A 15,891-nucleotide genomic window follows, 5' to 3' on the forward strand; every position below is an offset into this window, starting at 1 on the left:
GGACGTACCACAATTTTCCAATATCAATCCTCATAGCTGTGCCCTGCCCTGAGGCCGTCGCGGACGCGGGCGGCGATGGCGAGGAATTCCGGCGTCTCGCGGATATCGAGCGGCCGTTCCCTGGGCAGCGTCGATTCGATCACGTCGGTGACGCGGCCCGGCCGCGGCGACATCACCACGATGCGCGTCGACAGATACACCGCCTCCGGGATCGAATGGGTGACGAAGCAGATCGTCTTGGAGGTCCGCCCCCACAGGTCGAGCAACTGCTCGTTGAGGTGGTCGCGCACGATCTCGTCCAGCGCGCCGAACGGCTCGTCCATCAGGAGCAGGTCGGCATCGAAGGCGAGCGCGCGGGCGATGGAGGCGCGCTGCTGCATGCCGCCAGAAAGCTGCCACGGATATTTCTTCTCGAACCCCTTCAGGTTGACCAGGTCCAGCGTGCGGGCGATGCGTTGCGCCTGCTCCGCCCGCGGCAATCCCATGACCTCCAGCGGCAGCGCCACGTTGCGTTCGATGGTGCGCCATGGAAACAGCGCCGCCGCTTGGAAGACGTAGCCGTAGGCGCGCGCCTCGCGCGCCTGCTCGGCGCTCATGCCGTTGATCGAAATCGAGCCGGAAGTCGGCTTCTCCAGATCGGCGATGACGCGCAGCAGCGTGGTCTTGCCGCAGCCGGACGGGCCGATGAACGACACGAACTCGCCCTTGCCGATGGTGAGGTCGACATTCGACAGCGCCTGCACGGGGCCGTCGTTGGTCTGGAATGTGAGGCCGAGGTTCTTGGCCGATACGACTTGCCGGGCGGTTTCGGCGGTGGCTGGCTTGGTGCTGGCTGGCTGGTTCATGGGCGGGTTCTTGCCGTCCGGGTGGGCGATGCGATGCAGACCAAGCTCACACCCCCGTCGCCGGAATGCCGGTGCGTTCCACCTTGCGCGGCGCTGTGATCTCCTTCCAGGTCGACAGCGCGCGGTTGACCGCCTGATAGGGCTCGCGGGCGACGAATTCGCCGTGGCCGGGTCTCGTCTCGACCTTGCCGTCGTCGATCGCCAGTTCGCCGCGCGTGAAGACGAAGCGCGGCACGCCCGTCACCTCGACGCCCTCGAAGACGTTGTAGTCGATGACCGACTGCTGGCCCTTGGCCGAAATCGTCTTCTTCTTCTTCGGGTCCCACACCACGATGTCGGCGTCCGCCCCTTCGAGGATGGCCCCCTTCTTCGGATACATGTTGAGGATCTTGGCGATGTTGGTCGACGTCACCGCGACGAACTCGTTCATCGTCAGCCGGCCGGTGTTGACGCCACGCGTCCACAGCACCGGCATGCGGTCCTCGAGACCGCCGGTGCCGTTGGGGATCTTGGTGAAGTCGCCGACGCCGAAACGTTTCTGCTCAGTGGTGAAAGCGCAATGGTCGGTCGCCACCGTTTGCAGCGAGCCGGCCTGCAGACCGGCCCACAGCGAATCCTGGTGCAGCTTGTGGCGGAAGGGCGGGCTCATGACGCGGCGCGCGGCGTGGTCCCAATCCTTGTCGAAATACTCGCTCTCGTCCAGCGTCAGGTGCTGGATCAGCGGCTCGCCATAGACGCGCATCCCCTTCTGGCGGGCACGGCGGATCGCCTCGTGGCTCTGCTCGCAGGAAACGTGCACGACATAGAGCGGCACGCCGGCCATGTCGGCGATCATGATGGCCCGGTTGGTCGCCTCCCCTTCCACTTCCGGCGGGCGCGAAAAGGCGTGGCCTTCCGGGCCGTTGTTGCCTTCGGCCAGCAGCTTCTGGCTGAGTGCGGCCACCACGTCGCCGTTCTCGGCATGGACGAGAGGCAGCGCGCCGAGGGCTGCGCAACGCTGGAACGAGGCGTACATCTCGTCGTCGTCCACCATCAGCGCGCCCTTGTAGGCCATGAAGTGCTTGAACGATGGGATGCCCTTGTCCACGACCTGTGCCATCTCGTCGAACACCTGCTTGCCCCACCAGGTGATCGCCATGTGGAAGGAGTAGTCGCACGACGCCTTCGAGGTCTTGTTGTCCCACATCTGCAGGGCCTCGAGCAGCGACTGCTGCGGCGCCGGCAGGCAGAAATCGACCACCATGGTCGTGCCGCCGGCAAGGGCGGCGCGCGTGCCGGATTCAAAATCGTCGGACGAATAGGTGCCCATGAAGGGCATTTCGAGATGGGTGTGCGGATCGATGCCGCCCGGCATCACGTAGCAGCCGGTGGCGTCGAATTCATGGTCGCCGTGCAGGTCCGGCCCGATCGCCTCGATCCTGCCGTGCCTGAACAGCACGTCGGCCTTGTAGGTACGGTCGGCGGTCACGACGGTGCCGTTGCGGATAACTCTGGTCATGTTCCCGTTCCTTTGTTCGTTCGCGCTTCTGGTGAGCTGCGTTCGCAGATGTCTTCAGGTCATTCGACGATCCCCGCCGTCTCGACGACGGCATGGAACAGCACGTCAGCGCCGGCGGCGGCCCATTCCTTGGTGATGTCCTCGGCTTCGTTGTGCGACAGGCCGTCGACGCAGGGGCACATGATCATCGTCGCCGGCGCGACCTTCGCCGCCCAACAGGCGTCGTGGCCGGCGCCGGAAATGATGTTCATATGGCTGTAGCCGAGCCTTTCGGCGGCCGCGCGCACGCGCCTGACCAGCGTCGGATCGAAGGTGACGGGATCGAAATGGCCGACCGCCTCGACCGAACAGCCGACGCCGAGCTTGGCGCAGATTGCCGCGGCTTCCTTCTCGATGCGCGCCCGCATGCCGTCGAGCTTCGCCTGGTCGGGCGAGCGAATGTCGACGGTGAAAACCACCGTGCCGGGCAGCACGTTGCGGGAATTGGGCGAGAATTTCATCTGGCCGACGCCGCCGACGCAGCCCGGCTGGTTGGCAAGAGCAACCTCCTGCACCATCTCCAGAATGCGGGCCATGGCAAGCCCTGCATTGACGCGCATCGCCATGGGCGTGGAGCCGGTATGCGCCTCCTTGCCGGTCAGCGTGAATTCCAACCACCACAGGCCCTGCCCGTGGGTGACGACGCCGATCTGCTTGTTCTCGGCCTCGAGGATCGGCCCCTGCTCGATGTGGTATTCGAAGTAGGCGTGCATCTTGCGCGCGCCGACCTCCTCGTCGCCGACCCAGCCGATGCGCTTCAGCTCGTCGCCGAAGCTCTTGCCGTCCATGTCGGTCCGGCCATAGGCGTAGTCGAGCGGGATCACGCCGGCGAACACGCCCGACGCCAGCATGGCCGGCGCGAAGCGGGCGCCCTCCTCGTTCGTCCAGTTGGTGACGACGATGGGATGCTTCGTCCTGATACCGAGGTCGTCCAGCGTGCGCACGACTTCCAGCCCCGAAAGCACGCCGAGCACGCCGTCATACTTGCCGCCGGTCGGCTGCGTGTCGAGATGCGAGCCGACATAGACCGGCAGTGCGTCGGGGTCAGTGCCGGGCCGCGTCATGAACATGGTGCCCATCTTGTCGACGCCCATGGAAAGCCCCGACGCATCGCACCAGCGCTTGAACAGCGCACGGCCTTCCTTGTCGGAATCGGTCAGCGTCTGGCGGTTGTTGCCGCCGGCTATGCCCGGACCGATCTTCGCCATCTCCATCAGCGAATCCCACAAACGGTCTGGATTGATTCGCAGATTCTCGCTTGGCGCAGCCATTCACATTCCTCTCATTCCAAAGACGCATGGGCGGCGGTTCCCGACGCCGCCCATGCGGATAGGTAAAAGGTCAGTCGACCATACGCAGCACCTCGCGGACATGATCGATCAGCTCGTTGATCTGTCCCTTGGTGATGATGAGCGGCGGCGACAGCGCGATGATGTCGCCGGTGGTGCGGATCAGCGCGCCGCGTTCGAACGCCTTGACGAAGGCCTGGAAGGCACGCTTGGTCGGGGCGCCGGCGATCGGCTCAAGCTCGATGGCGCCGATCAGGCCGATGTTGCGGATGTCGATGACATGCGGCTCGCCCTTGAGCGAATGCAGCGCGTCGGCCCAGTAGTCTTCCAGCTCGGCGCCGCGCGTCAAAAGGCCCTCTTCCTTGTAGGTGTCGAGCGTGGCGAGAGCCGCCGCCGAGGCGATCGGGTTGCCCGAATAGGTGTAGCCGTGGAAGAACTCGATCATGTGCTCGGGGCCGTTCATGAAGGCGTCATGGATTTCCTTCTTCACGAACACCGCGCCCATCGGGATGACGCCGTTGGAGACGCCCTTGGCAGTGGTGATGATGTCGGGCGTAACGCCGAAATAGTCGGCCGCGAACGGCGTGCCGAGACGGCCGAAACCGGTGATGACCTCGTCGAAGATCAAGAGAATGCCGTGCTTGTCGCAGATTTCGCGCAGGCGCTTGAGATAGCCCTTCGGCGGCAGGATGACGCCGGTGGAGCCGGCCACCGGCTCGACGATGACGGCCGCGATGGTCGAAGCGTCATGCAGCGCAACGATGCGCTCCAGCTCGTTGGCGATGTCGCCGCCGTGCTCCGGAACGCCGCGCGAGAAGGCGTTCTTGTCCGGGAAATGGGTGTGCGGCATGTGGTCGACGCCGGTGAGCAGCGTGCCGAACATCTTGCGGTTGGAGACGATGCCGCCGACCGAGATGCCGCCAAAATTGACGCCGTGGTAGCCGCGCTCGCGGCCGATCAGCCGCGTACGGCTGCCCTCGCCGCGCACCCGCTGGTAGGCGAGCGCGATCTTCAGCGCGGTGTCGACCGATTCCGAACCGGAATTGGTGAAGAAGACATGGTCCATGCCCTTCGGCGCGATGTCGACCAGGCGGTTGGCCAGTTCGAAGACGATCGGATGGCCCATCTGGAAGGCCGGCGCGTAATCGAGCTCGGCGGCCTGCTGCTGGATCGCCTCGGTGATCTTCGGGCGGCAGTGGCCGGCATTGACGCACCACAGACCGGCGGTGCCGTCGAGGATCTTGCGCCCGTCGCTGGTGGTGTAGTGCATGTCCTTGGCGGCAACCAGCATGCGCGGCGCCTGCTTGAACTGCCTGTTTGCCGTGAAGGGCATCCAGAATGCGCTGAGATCGTTCGGCGTTACATTGAGCCGGTTGGACATGACCAAGCCTTCCTTTCGTAATCGTGTTTCGCTGCGGCCAACGCTTGGTCTTCGGCGCGCTTTCGTGCTACGCAAATTTTGACCGGATGGACAAACGTTAGCACCGCCCCACGGGCGGTCAAGGGATTACTAGCGGAAATGCGGCAGGCTCGGCGCGCTCCACAGCTTCGCAAAAAACTGGTCCAGACAATTGGTCCAGAAAGCGGCGAAGCCATTGGGGAAAAAGGATGAGCGCCGACGTCCAAGCCCCTGCCCCGCGTCGCCGCACCCGCATCCAGCGGGAAAAGCGGGACCTGATCCTGGAAGCGGCGCTCGAGGTCTTCTCCGCGCATGGCTTCCGCGGCGCCACCATCGACCAGATCGCCGAGGCGGCCGGCATGTCGAAGCCGAACCTGCTCTACTATTTCCGCCGCAAGGAAGACATCCACGAGACGCTGATGCAGCGCCTGCTCGACACCTGGCTGGCGCCGCTGCGCGAGCTTGACGATGTCGGCGACCCGTTGACGGAACTCAGAAGCTACATCCACCGCAAGCTGGAGATGGCGCGCGATTTTCCGCGCGAAAGCCGTCTGTTCGCCAATGAGATCCTGCAGGGCGCGCCGCGCATCATGCCGCTGCTGGAGGGGGAACTGAAGGCGCTGGTGGACGACAAGGCCGCCGTCATAGACGGCTGGATGCGCTCCGGAAAAATCGCCCGCACCGATCCTCGCCACCTGATCTTCTCGATCTGGGCGACGACCCAGCACTATGCCGACTTCGACGTGCAGGTGCGCGCCGTGCTCGGCCCCGGCCGCGGCGACGAACACCGCTTCGAGGATGCGGCACGGTTTCTGGAAAACCTTTTCATGGACGGATTGCGGCCGAGGGCAAGATGATCGGACTTGACGTCCTTAAAATGCCGCCAATCGAAGCAACCGATATTTGAATGCCCGCATCTATCCTCGCCAAACTGAAATCTTAAGCGAGCGAAACACATGCAGGTTCTCGCACTACTCATCGACGGCGAGAATATATCCGCCAAGCTCTTGCCGGAACTGGAACAGCATATCGTCGGGTTGGGAGAACCAGTCGTTAAATGCGTGTTCGGCGACTTTACTGAAAACCGCTTGTCGGATTGGGTCGGCGCCGCGCGCGATCATGGCCTTGAGTTGGTCTTCCAGGTTTCTGGCGGCAAGGGCAAGAACAGCACGGACATAGCCCTGACGATCCGCGCCATGGAGCTTCTTCACGCAAATCTGGTGGAAGGGTTTTGTCTGGTTTCGAACGACCGGGATTTCCTTCCCCTGACGACGAAGCTCCGGCAGCGCGGCAAGAAGATCTACGGGTTCGGCGACGCCAGGATCGATGGTGCCCTGCGAAAGAACTTTACCCAGTTCTTCCTTCTCGGGACCGCCCCCAGCAAACCAGCGGTCGCACCTTTGGCAAAGACCACCGACGCGGCGAAGCCGACCGGCACGGCGAAGGCCGGCACCCCGCTTCCTTCAAAAGTCGTCGACTTGCTGCGTGATTTGAGCGGTGCCGATCCCGTAGGCTCGATTCATCTGTCGGTTCTTGCCGCGACCATGCGCCGGGAAGTCCCCGACCTTGCCGCCCAGATTTGCGGCAAGGGCAAATTCCTCAAAAATCTGAAGCAGACGGGCCAAATCGAACAGGTCGGCAAGGGAGGTTCCGTTCGGGTGCGGCTGCGGCATGGTCACCGAGCCGCCACGGCTTGAGGCAGCGGTACGCATCCAAAAGCCGCGGCAGCACGCCACTCCTCGATCACGCCGCCTTGGCGCGCTCGACCGGATGGATGGCGTGGAACGGCACGCACAGGCGGTTCCAGACGTTGATCATGCCGATCGCCACGCTGAGCTTGACCAGCTCCTCTTCGGAAAAATGCTTCAGGGTCGCCTCGTAGAGCGCGTCCGGAACGCCGTCCTTGGAAATCAGCGTCACCGCTTCGGTATAGGCAAGTGCGGCGCGTTCACGCTCGGAAAACAGCGGCGATTCCTTCCATGCCGCCACCAGGATGACGCGCTGCAGCGTATCGCCGTCGCGCAACGCTTCCTTGCTGTGCATGTCGACGCAGAAGGAACAGCCGTTGATCTGTGAGGCGCGCAGCTTGATGAGATGCAGCAGGCCTATTTCCAGCCCGCATTCCTCGACCGCCTGGTTGAGCGCCTGCACCTGCTTCAACAGGGCTGGGGCGACGTTGAAGAACTGAAGTCTCGGTTTCATGGTCTTTCCTTTCTTACTGCTTGGGGGAACCGGATTTCTGTGGCCGCTGATGCCGCTCGGCAAAGGCACAGGCGGCGGCGACCGAGCGCGGATCGGCGTCGCCCATGAAGTCGGCGACGATGTCGGAGAGTTTTTCTTCCGCCAGCGCGGCCCGATAGGCCCGCTCGGCCCTCAGCATCGCCACCTTGATGCCGCACGGCTTCACATAGGCGTCCGCCGGCAGCTTAACCGGACCGTTGCGCCGGATCTCGCCGCAGCGGAACGCCGGTTGCGGCCCTTCCACCGCCAGCACGATATCGAGCAGGGAAATGCGGTCCGGCGCGCGCGCCAGCCGGTAGCCGCCGGCGGGGCCGGGGACGGATTCCAGGATGCCGGCGGCGGTCAGCGCCTGCAAATGCTTGAGCAGGTAGCTGCCTGACAGGCCGAACTGCTCGGCCAGCGCGGCGCCCGGCATCGTCGCCCCACCCTCGACGCCGGCGAGCGTCGCGGCGCAATGGATCGCCGCCTCCACGCCTTCGCTCAGTTTCATCACGCCAGCTCCTTATTCATGGATAATAGATATCCTCGATAATTATTATCGTCAATAGACACAAAGAAAAACTCCGCCCCGCAGGCGAAACCGTCGATACGCAACGCGACGGCCTCGCCTGCTCCGGGAGGAGTTTTATTCCGCGGCCTGACGGGCCATCGGATTGTTGGGATGCGTCGTCCAGTTGGCGTAGTCCGGCGACACCGTCTTGCCGGTGCGCTGGTCGAGCGCGCCGACTTCCAGCGGCACCATGGTGATGCAGCCTTCAACCGGGCAGACGTTGACGCACAGGTTGCAGCCGACGCACTCGTCTTCCATCACCTCGAAGTGGCGCGCGCCGTCCACCATGGATGTGATCGCCTGGTGCGAGGTGTCCTCGCAGGCGATGTGGCAACGGCCGCACTTGATGCAGGCGTCCTGGTCGATATGCGCCTTGGCGATGTAGTTGAGGTTGAGATACTGCCAGTCGGTGACGTTGGGCGTGGCCCGGCCGATGATGTCGTCCAGCGAGCGATGGCCCTTCTCGTCCATCCAATTCGACAGGCCCGAGATCATCTCCTGCACGACCTTGAAACCGTACGTCATGGCTGCCGTGCACACCTGAACGTTGCCGGCGCCGAGCGCCAGGAACTCGGCAGCGTCGCGCCAGGTGGTGACGCCGCCGATGCCCGAGATCGGCAGGCCGGCCGTCTGCGGATCGCGGGCGATCTCGGCCACCATATTGAGCGCGATCGGCTTCACCGCCGGGCCGCAATAGCCGCCGTGCGAGCCCTTGCCGTCAATCGACGGTTCGGGCGAAAACGTATCGAGATTGACCGACGTGATCGAGTTGACCGTGTTGATCAGCGACACGGCATCCGTTCCACCGGCGTGAGCCGCCCGCGCGGGTTTCCTGATGTCGGTGACGTTGGGCGTCAGCTTGGTGATGACCGGCATGCGCGTATACTGCTTGCACCAGCGCGCCACCATCTCGATGTATTCCGGCACCTGGCCGACAGCCGAACCCATGCCGCGCTCGCTCATGCCGTGCGGACAGCCGAAGTTCAGCTCGATGCCGTCGCATTCGGTTTCTTCCACCGCCGGCAGGATCGCCTTCCAGCTTTCCTCGACACAGGGCACCATGATGGAGGCGACCAGCGCCCGATCCGGCCAGTTCTTCTTGACCTGCTTCATCTCCTGCAGGTTGAGCTGAAGCTGGCGATCGGTGATCAGCTCGATGTTGTTCAGGCCCAGCAGACGCCGGTCCGCGCCCCAGATCGCACCGTAGCGCGGTCCGTTGACGTTGACGACCGGCGGGCCTTCCTCGCCCAGCGTCTTCCACACCACGCCGCCCCAACCGGCCTTGTAGGCGCGCTCGACGTTGTAGGCCTTGTCGGTCGGCGGCGCCGAAGCCAGCCAGAACGGGTTTGGCGACTTGATGCCGACGAAATTGTTGCGGATGTCTGCCATGGGTCTTGTCCTTTGGCTTGGCGGTCTGCCCGCCGGCTATTCACAACGCTTGTAATTCAGGCATCCGCTGCCTTCGGCGGACAGGTTGGACCGGATGGCCAGCCGGCGCCACGTCATGGACGCTTCTCCGGCATCTTGTCGAAGGCGGGAATGCCGTCGGGGATCAGGTGGAAGACGGCTTTTTCCTCGCAAAAAATCGCGAAGTCCGGCCCCACATAGGCGTTCGGATCATCCAGAGTCCCAGCCTTGACGATCGGGTGCGCCATGTCTGGGCGACGTGTCAGGATCTGCGTTCCGCAAGTGCCGCAGAATTCGCGGGTGCGCGGGCTTTCGAGGTCAGGCCGGCGGAAAGCCTTCGGCTCGCCCCTGGTATAGGCAAAGCCCTCGGCCGGGATCACCATGAAATAGTTGGGACCGCCGCCGGACACATGCTGGCACGGGCGGCAATGGCACTGTCCCTTGCGAAGGGGCTCGGCCGTGATCCGGTAGCGCAAGGCCCCGCAGTAGCATCCGCCGTCCAGTTCGATGCCCATAGCGCGCCTACCCCATCAACACCCGATGGATGCTTTCGGCCGCGTCGCGGCCGGCCGCCACGGCCGAAACCGTCAGGTCCTCGCGGCCGTCGACCACGCAGTCGCCGCCGGCCCAGACTTTGGCCATCGAGGTGCGGCCTTCGCCGTCCACCTTGATGCGCCCGCCTTCCAGTTCGATCGCAGCGCCCGAGCCGTTGAGCGCCCCGGGCACGAAGGACTGGCCGATGGCCTTGAACACCTGGTCGGCGGCCAGCGTCAGCGTCTCGCCGGTGCCCTTGAGCTTTTCGCCGTCGAGCGCGGTGTATTCCAGTTCGATGCCGCTCACCTTGCCGCCGTCGGCGATCACCCGCTTCGGCTGCATCCAGTGGCGGATGGTGACGCCGTTGGCGCTGGCCAGATCCTGCTCGAACTCCGAGGCATTCATGTGCTCCTGCCCGCGCCGGTAGCAGATCGTCACCTCCTCGGCGCCGAGCAGCTTGGACTGCACGGCGGCGTCGATGGCCGTCATGCCGCCGCCGATGACGACGACGCGCCGCCCGACCGGCAACCCGGCGAGGTCGCTCGCCTGCCTGAGTTCGGAAATGAAGTCCACCGCGTTGGCGACGCCACCCGCATCCTCGCCGTCGGCCCGCAGCGCGTTGACGCCGCCGAGCCCCATGCCGAGGAACACGGCGTCATATTTCTTCACCAGGTCGGCGAGATGGTAGTCGCGGCCGAGCGCCTTGCCGTTCTCTATCGTGATGCCGCCTATGGCGGTCACGTAGTCGACCTCGGCCTGCGCGAATGCGTCGGTGCTCTTGTAGGCGGCGATGCCGTATTCGTTGAGACCGCCGGACTTCGGCCGCGCTTCCAACACCGTCACGTCGTGACCATAGCGCGCCAGACGGTGCGCCGCCGCAAGGCCTGCCGGCCCCGCCCCGACCACCGCGATCTTACGGCCGGTCGACGCGGCGCGGCTGTAGAACTGCTTGCCCTCTTCCATCGCCACGTCCGTGGCGTAGCGCTGCAGGCGGCCGATCTGCACCGGCTTACCTTCCGCCGTCTCGCGCACGCAGGCCTCCTCGCACAGCGTCTCGGTCGGGCAGACGCGCGCGCACATGCCGCCGAGGATGTTCTGGTCGAAGATGGTCTTGGCCGAGCCCAGCGGATTGCCGGTGGCGATCTCGCGGATGAACATGGGAATGTCGATCGCCGTCGGGCACGCGTTCATGCACGGGGCGTCGTAGCAGAAATAGCAGCGGTCCGCCTCGACCAGCGCCTCGTGATGGTCCAGCGGCGGATGCAGGTCGGAAAAATTCTCGGCATACTGCTCGGACGACAGCCGCCCACCGGCAATGCCTTCCTTGTAGAGACTGAGTGCCATCAGGATTCCCGCTCTTGATTGTTATGATTTTCAAGCAGGCTAGCACGTTCTGATTTTTTATCAATCGGTCAAATTTCCATCCAAGACATTGAAACCGTTCATCAAAATCATGAGAAAAATAGTCATGATTTTGGCGACAAATTATTTGCGGACCTGTCGGTTTCCCTGGCTTGTCCGCGTCCTATGTTTGCCCCCGAGCGGGCGCACGAGAGGAGCCAGCCATGCCCAGAACCCCTTCCTTCTTTTGGTACGAACTGCTGACGACCGACACCGAGGCCGCCAGGGATTTTTATGCCAGCGTGGTCGGCTGGCGGCCCGAGGCCTGGGGCGGATCGGATATGTCCGGCAAGCCCTATATCGTCATGAATGCCGGCGACCGCGGCGTCGGCGGCATCATGAACCAGCCCGAGCAGATGAAGGCGATGGGCGGGCCGCCTGCCTGGGTCGGCTACATCTACGCCGCGGACGTCGACGCCGCGACGAAATCGGTGAAGGCCGCCGGCGGCTCGGTCTTCTGCGAGCCGATGGACATTCCCGATGTCGGCCGTTTCTCGGTGGTTACCGATCCGCAGGGCGCCCCTTTCCAGATGCTGCAGCCCGACGGCCCCGACCAGCCGCCGGTCGCGCCCGGCACGGTCGGCCATGTCGGTTGGCACGAGCTCTACACCAGCGACTGGAAGGCGGCGATGGCCTTTTATTCCGGCCAGTTCGGCTGGAAGAAGGACAACGAATTCGACATGAGCGAGATGGGCATCTATGCGCTGTTCTCCGTCGACGGCCAGCAGGTCGGCGGCATGATGAACCGGCCGCCACAGATGCCGATGTCGGTCTGGCAGTTCTATTTCACCGTCGACGCCATCGACGCGGCCGCCAAACGCGTGACCGACGGCGGCGGCAAGGTTCTGATGGGACCGATGGAAGTGCCCGGCGGAAGCTGGATCGTCCAATGCCAGGATCCGCAAGGCGCGCATTTCGCGCTGACGGCGCCCCATCGCTAGGGGCAACGGATCGATCCGCTGCCGCATAGCGGCCACAGACCCGCGCCGGCTCCGGCCGGCGCACCGTCTCGACGTTTTCAGGCCGCCGGACCGAACCGTTAACGGACCGCGAAAGGTTCCTTTCACGCTTTTTGATTAAAAGGCAGCGCATGTATGCGTTGCGTTTCAATCGGGTTCTGGCGGTCGCTCCGCTGCTGGCGCTGACGGCCTGCGCCACGGCGCCCCGCCACATCAACAACATCTGTTCGGTTTTCGACCAGCGCGACGGCTGGTTCAACAACTGGCAGTCGGCCGCCTACCGCACCGAGCGCAAATACGGCGTGCCGGTGCCGGTGCTGATGGCGACGGTGCGCAAGGAGTCCGGCTTCAAGGGCAATGCGCGGCCGCCGCGTACGAAGCTGCTGGGCTTCATCCCGTGGAAGCGCCAGTCCAGCGCCTACGGCTATTCGCAGGCACTCGACGGCACCTGGACGCAGTACAAGATGGAAAGCGGCAACTGGGGCGCGCGGCGTTCCAGTTTCGCCGATGCGGTGGATTTCGTCGGCTGGTACCATTCCAAGACCGCCGATACCTACGGCGTCGCCAAGAACGACACCTACCGCCTCTACCTCGCCTATTATCTCGGCTGGAACGGCTTCAAGCGCGGCAACTGGCCCGCCAGCGTGCAGAGCTACGCCAAGGCCACCGACGACATGGCGCGCAAATACGCCGGCCAGTTGCAGGGCTGCGGAGGATAAGGCCGCTCACAGACGGTTGCTGTCGGTCAGCAGAACCTGTTGCTCGCCACCGCCGGTGGTATCGACTTCGCCCAGCAATTCGCCGCCCTGCTGGCCATAGTCGCCAACCGACCAGCGGACGCGCGAAAAGATGTACCATCGTGCTCGAGGCACCCCGGCAAACCTGAAATTGCCTTGGGCGTCGCAGGTGGCGATGCGGGCGACTTCCTTGAAGCGCGGATCGGCTGAATCGCCGAGCACGGGCTGGACATGCTGCCGCGCGAGGGCCACCACCTTCTCGAACGACGCGGTGTGCGGAAACAGCACCACCGGTTCGCCGGCACAGACCACCACGGCCCCGCCCTGCTGCCGCAAGAACGCCTGGCCATAGACAGTTGCGTCGCCTTTACCCTTGTAGGCGTCGAACTCGGCAGCGGTGTAGTTCATCTGAACGGGTTGCTGGGGTGCGGCGACACAACCGGCAAGAACCGCCAACACAGCCGCAGCCCAGACCGCCCGGGCGATCCGGGCCGAGTTCCCGATTGTTGCCGACATATCCTCCCCCCAAGAGAACACCGCCTTGTTCGAGATCGCGCGGCGGCGGAATCTCCCCTGTCCTCCCGCCTATTTCTTCGGCTTCCCGCGCTTTCCCGAGCCGAACGGCGACGGCGCCTTGGCGTCGTCGGACTGTCCGCCCCAGCCCACTTGCACCGACCGGCTCCTCGGCTTGCGGGCGGCGCCCTCGCTGCGCCCCATCCGTGCGCCTCCATCGGCTTCCTCGGCATCGTCGGCGTCGTCCGACAGGTCGGCGGTACCGGTCTTGCCATGCGGCCGCCGCGGCACTTCCCCGGTGAAGCCCGGCCCTGCGCGGCGCGGTGCATCGTCGGGCACGCCTTCCTGTTCGGCATGCTTCTCGTCGAAGCTGATGACGGGATCCATCTTCGCCAGGATGTCGTCGGACAGCCAGCACAGGCTCTTGTGGCCGTTGCCGAGGTCCTTGACCGGCGGCACCTGTTTCTCGCACAGGCCGTCCGGCACCAGATGCTTGTAGCGGCAGCGCGTCTGGAACGGGCAGCCGCTCGGCGGATTCATCGCCGAGGGAATGTCGCCTTCCAGTACGATGTGCTTCTTCACCACCGACGTGTCGGCGATCGGGATCGCCGACAGAAGCGCCTCCGTATAGGGGTGATAGGGCGGCGCGAATATCTGGTCGGTCGTGCCCTGCTCGACGATGTAGCCGAGATACATGACGACGACGCGGTCGGCGATGTAGCGCACCACCGACAGGTCGTGACTGATGAACAGCATCGTCGTGCCGTTCTTGCGCTGGATGTCCATCAGAAGCTCGGTGACGGCCGCTTGCACCGACACGTCCAGCGCCGAGACCGGCTCGTCGGCCACCACCACCTTGGCGGCACCGGCGAAGGCGCGCGCCACGCCGATGCGCTGCTTCTGCCCGCCGGACAGCTGGCGCGGCTTGCGCTCGGCGAACTGGCGCGGCAGCTTGACCAGGTCGAGCAGTTCCAGCATCCGCTGCCTGCGTTCCGCCACCGTCTTGCCGACGCCGAATTTCTCCAGCGTGCGGATGATCTGCGAGCCGATCGTGTGGCTGGGATTGAGCGTGTCGAACGGGTTCTGGAACACCATCTGGATCGACGACACCGTCTCGACGTCGCGCTTCTCCACATGCGTGTCCTGGATCGGCGCGTTGCCGAGCAGAACCTTGCCGGAACTGGCCGTCTCCAGCCCGAGCAGAACCTTGGCCAGCGTGGACTTGCCGCAACCGCTCTCGCCGACAATGGCGACGGTCTCGCTCTCGCGCGCCTCGAAGCTGATCGTCTCGTTGGCCTTGACGGTACGGCCCGGCCCGCCGCCGAACACGCCGCCGGAACCGATGTGATAATATTTCTTGAGGTCGTCGACCTTGAGCACCGGTGCGCCGGGCTTCACCGGTTCGCTCGCTTCCTTGGCGCCGGGCGGCATCTCGGCCCAGTCGATCTCGTTGAAGCGCACGCAGCGAGAGAAGTGCCCTTCGTGCCCTTCCACCGGGATCATCGGGATTTCGGCGGCGTTGCACACGCCTTCCACGAAATGGTGGCAGCGCGGCCCGAAATTGCAGCCCTTCGGCCGTTCCTGCGGCAGCGGCAACTGGCCGGGAATGGCGATCAATGGCCGCGCGTTCTTGTCCGCGCCGGGCAGCGGGATCGAGCGGAACAGCCCCTGCGTGTAGGGGTGGCGCATGCGGTCGAAGACGTCCTCGATCTTGCCCGTCTCGACCGCCTCGCCCGAATACATCACCGTGATGCGGTCGCAGGTCTCCAGGATGAGACCGAGATTGTGCGACACGAAGATCATCGACGTGCCGAACTCCTTGCCGAGCCCCTTGACCAGCTCGACGATGCCGGCCTCGACGGTCACGTCCAGCGCCGTCGTCGGCTCGTCCAGAAGCAGCAGGGCCGGTTTCGATAGGAGCGCCATGGCGATGACGATGCGCTGCTGCTGACCGCCGGAAAGCTGGTGCGGATAGCTGCGCATCATGCGCTCGGGGTCTGGCAGCTTGACGGCGCGAACCGTTTCCAGCGCGCGCTTGTAGGCCTCTTCCTTCGACACCTTGTCGTGCAGGATCGGCACTTCCATCAACTGCTGGCCGATCTTCATGGCCGGGTTCAGCGAGGCCATCGGCTCCTGGTAGATCATGGCGATCTCGTTGCCGCGGATGGAGCGCAGCTCCTCCTCCGACATCTCGCCCATGTCCTTGCCCTTGAAGACGATGCGGCCGCCGACGATCTTTCCGATGTTGGAGAGGTCGCGCATGATGCCGAGCGACACTGTGGACTTGCCGCAACCCGACTCGCCGACGATGCCCATCGCCTCGCCCGGCATGACCTCGCAGGAAAAGTCCATCACCGCTGGAATCTCACCCTTGCGGGTGAAGAAGGAGATCGACAGGTTCTCGATCTCGATGATGGGTTCGGCGGGATTTCGAACTGCCTCGTTCATCGGTCGTTCCAATCCTTGATCTGGTCGTCGG

The 15,891-nt window shown here is 64.4% G+C and carries 15 protein-coding genes; 4 read left to right on the plus strand and 11 right to left on the minus strand.

Annotated elements, in window-relative coordinates; genetic code table 11:
• Positions 1-23: 23 nt before the first annotated feature.
• The 4 genes from FGU64_RS06490 to FGU64_RS06505 all read right to left on the minus strand — a co-directional run bounded on the left by FGU64_RS06490 (position 24) and on the right by FGU64_RS06505 (position 5,052).
• On the minus strand, positions 24-845 hold the full coding sequence (locus FGU64_RS06490) for an ABC transporter ATP-binding protein (RefSeq protein WP_136352791.1): 822 nt from the start codon (positions 843-845) through the stop codon (positions 24-26).
• Positions 846-891: 46 nt separating this feature from the next.
• Positions 892-2,343: a dihydropyrimidinase gene (gene hydA / locus FGU64_RS06495; RefSeq protein WP_139951461.1), complete on the minus strand. Its 1,452-nt coding sequence runs from the start codon at positions 2,341-2,343 to the stop codon at positions 892-894.
• A 59-nt stretch (positions 2,344-2,402) separates the two neighbouring features.
• Positions 2,403-3,653, minus strand: coding sequence for a Zn-dependent hydrolase (locus FGU64_RS06500; RefSeq protein WP_139951464.1), 1,251 nt, complete (start codon positions 3,651-3,653; stop codon positions 2,403-2,405).
• Between the two features lie 70 nt (positions 3,654-3,723).
• The gene (locus tag FGU64_RS06505) at positions 3,724-5,052 is read right to left on the minus strand and encodes an aspartate aminotransferase family protein (protein WP_139951466.1); all 1,329 of its coding nucleotides are present in this window, start codon (positions 5,050-5,052) and stop codon (positions 3,724-3,726) included.
• A gap of 227 nt (positions 5,053-5,279) precedes the next feature.
• Between FGU64_RS06505 and FGU64_RS06510 the strand changes: the two genes are divergently transcribed.
• Together FGU64_RS06510 and FGU64_RS06515 are read left to right on the plus strand one after the other, a co-directional pair.
• The gene (locus FGU64_RS06510; protein ID WP_139951468.1) at positions 5,280-5,927 is read left to right on the plus strand and encodes a TetR family transcriptional regulator C-terminal domain-containing protein; all 648 of its coding nucleotides are present in this window, start codon (positions 5,280-5,282) and stop codon (positions 5,925-5,927) included.
• Between the two features lie 99 nt (positions 5,928-6,026).
• Positions 6,027-6,767 (plus strand): NYN domain-containing protein, encoded by a 741-nt coding sequence (locus FGU64_RS06515; RefSeq protein WP_139951470.1) that lies wholly within the window; start codon positions 6,027-6,029, stop codon positions 6,765-6,767.
• 46 nt (positions 6,768-6,813) lie between these two features.
• Here FGU64_RS06515 and FGU64_RS06520 read toward each other — a convergent pair whose 3' ends face one another.
• The 5 genes from FGU64_RS06520 to FGU64_RS06540 form a co-directional block, all read right to left on the minus strand.
• Positions 6,814-7,272: a carboxymuconolactone decarboxylase family protein gene (locus tag FGU64_RS06520; RefSeq protein ID WP_136352780.1), complete on the minus strand. Its 459-nt coding sequence runs from the start codon at positions 7,270-7,272 to the stop codon at positions 6,814-6,816.
• 13 nt (positions 7,273-7,285) lie between these two features.
• Positions 7,286-7,801 carry an Rrf2 family transcriptional regulator gene (locus FGU64_RS06525; protein WP_139951473.1) on the minus strand — a complete coding sequence of 172 codons (516 nt, stop codon included), beginning with the start codon at positions 7,799-7,801 and terminating at the stop codon, positions 7,286-7,288.
• A 135-nt stretch (positions 7,802-7,936) separates the two neighbouring features.
• Positions 7,937-9,250 (minus strand): NAD-dependent dihydropyrimidine dehydrogenase subunit PreA, encoded by a 1,314-nt coding sequence (gene preA / locus FGU64_RS06530; RefSeq protein WP_139951475.1) that lies wholly within the window; start codon positions 9,248-9,250, stop codon positions 7,937-7,939.
• 113 nt (positions 9,251-9,363) lie between these two features.
• A complete protein-coding gene (locus FGU64_RS06535) occupies positions 9,364-9,783 on the minus strand; it encodes a GFA family protein (RefSeq protein ID WP_246671251.1) in 420 nt (139 codons plus the stop codon).
• Positions 9,784-9,790: 7 nt separating this feature from the next.
• Positions 9,791-11,146 (minus strand): NAD(P)-dependent oxidoreductase, encoded by a 1,356-nt coding sequence (locus FGU64_RS06540; protein ID WP_139951478.1) that lies wholly within the window; start codon positions 11,144-11,146, stop codon positions 9,791-9,793.
• Between the two features lie 221 nt (positions 11,147-11,367).
• Here FGU64_RS06540 and FGU64_RS06545 point away from each other — a divergent pair, with 221 nt between their 5' ends.
• Entirely contained in the window at positions 11,368-12,144 is a 777-nt protein-coding gene (locus FGU64_RS06545) for a VOC family protein (RefSeq protein ID WP_139951481.1), read from the plus strand.
• Between the two features lie 149 nt (positions 12,145-12,293).
• Positions 12,294-12,881, plus strand: a complete 588-nt coding sequence (locus FGU64_RS06550; protein WP_139951484.1) for a hypothetical protein — start codon at positions 12,294-12,296, stop codon at positions 12,879-12,881.
• Positions 12,882-12,887: 6 nt separating this feature from the next.
• Here the strand turns inward: FGU64_RS06550 and FGU64_RS06555 are convergent, their stop codons facing one another.
• Together FGU64_RS06555 and FGU64_RS06560 are read right to left on the minus strand one after the other, a co-directional pair.
• The gene (locus FGU64_RS06555) at positions 12,888-13,307 is read right to left on the minus strand and encodes a hypothetical protein (protein ID WP_139951487.1); all 420 of its coding nucleotides are present in this window, start codon (positions 13,305-13,307) and stop codon (positions 12,888-12,890) included.
• A gap of 177 nt (positions 13,308-13,484) precedes the next feature.
• Positions 13,485-15,860, minus strand: a complete 2,376-nt coding sequence (locus FGU64_RS06560) for an ABC transporter ATP-binding protein (RefSeq protein WP_139951490.1) — start codon at positions 15,858-15,860, stop codon at positions 13,485-13,487.
• Positions 15,861-15,891 lie beyond the last annotated feature (31 nt).

Source organism: Mesorhizobium sp. 8 (assembly GCF_006351905.1).
Classification (GTDB): Bacteria; Pseudomonadota; Alphaproteobacteria; order Rhizobiales; family Rhizobiaceae; genus Mesorhizobium; species Mesorhizobium composti.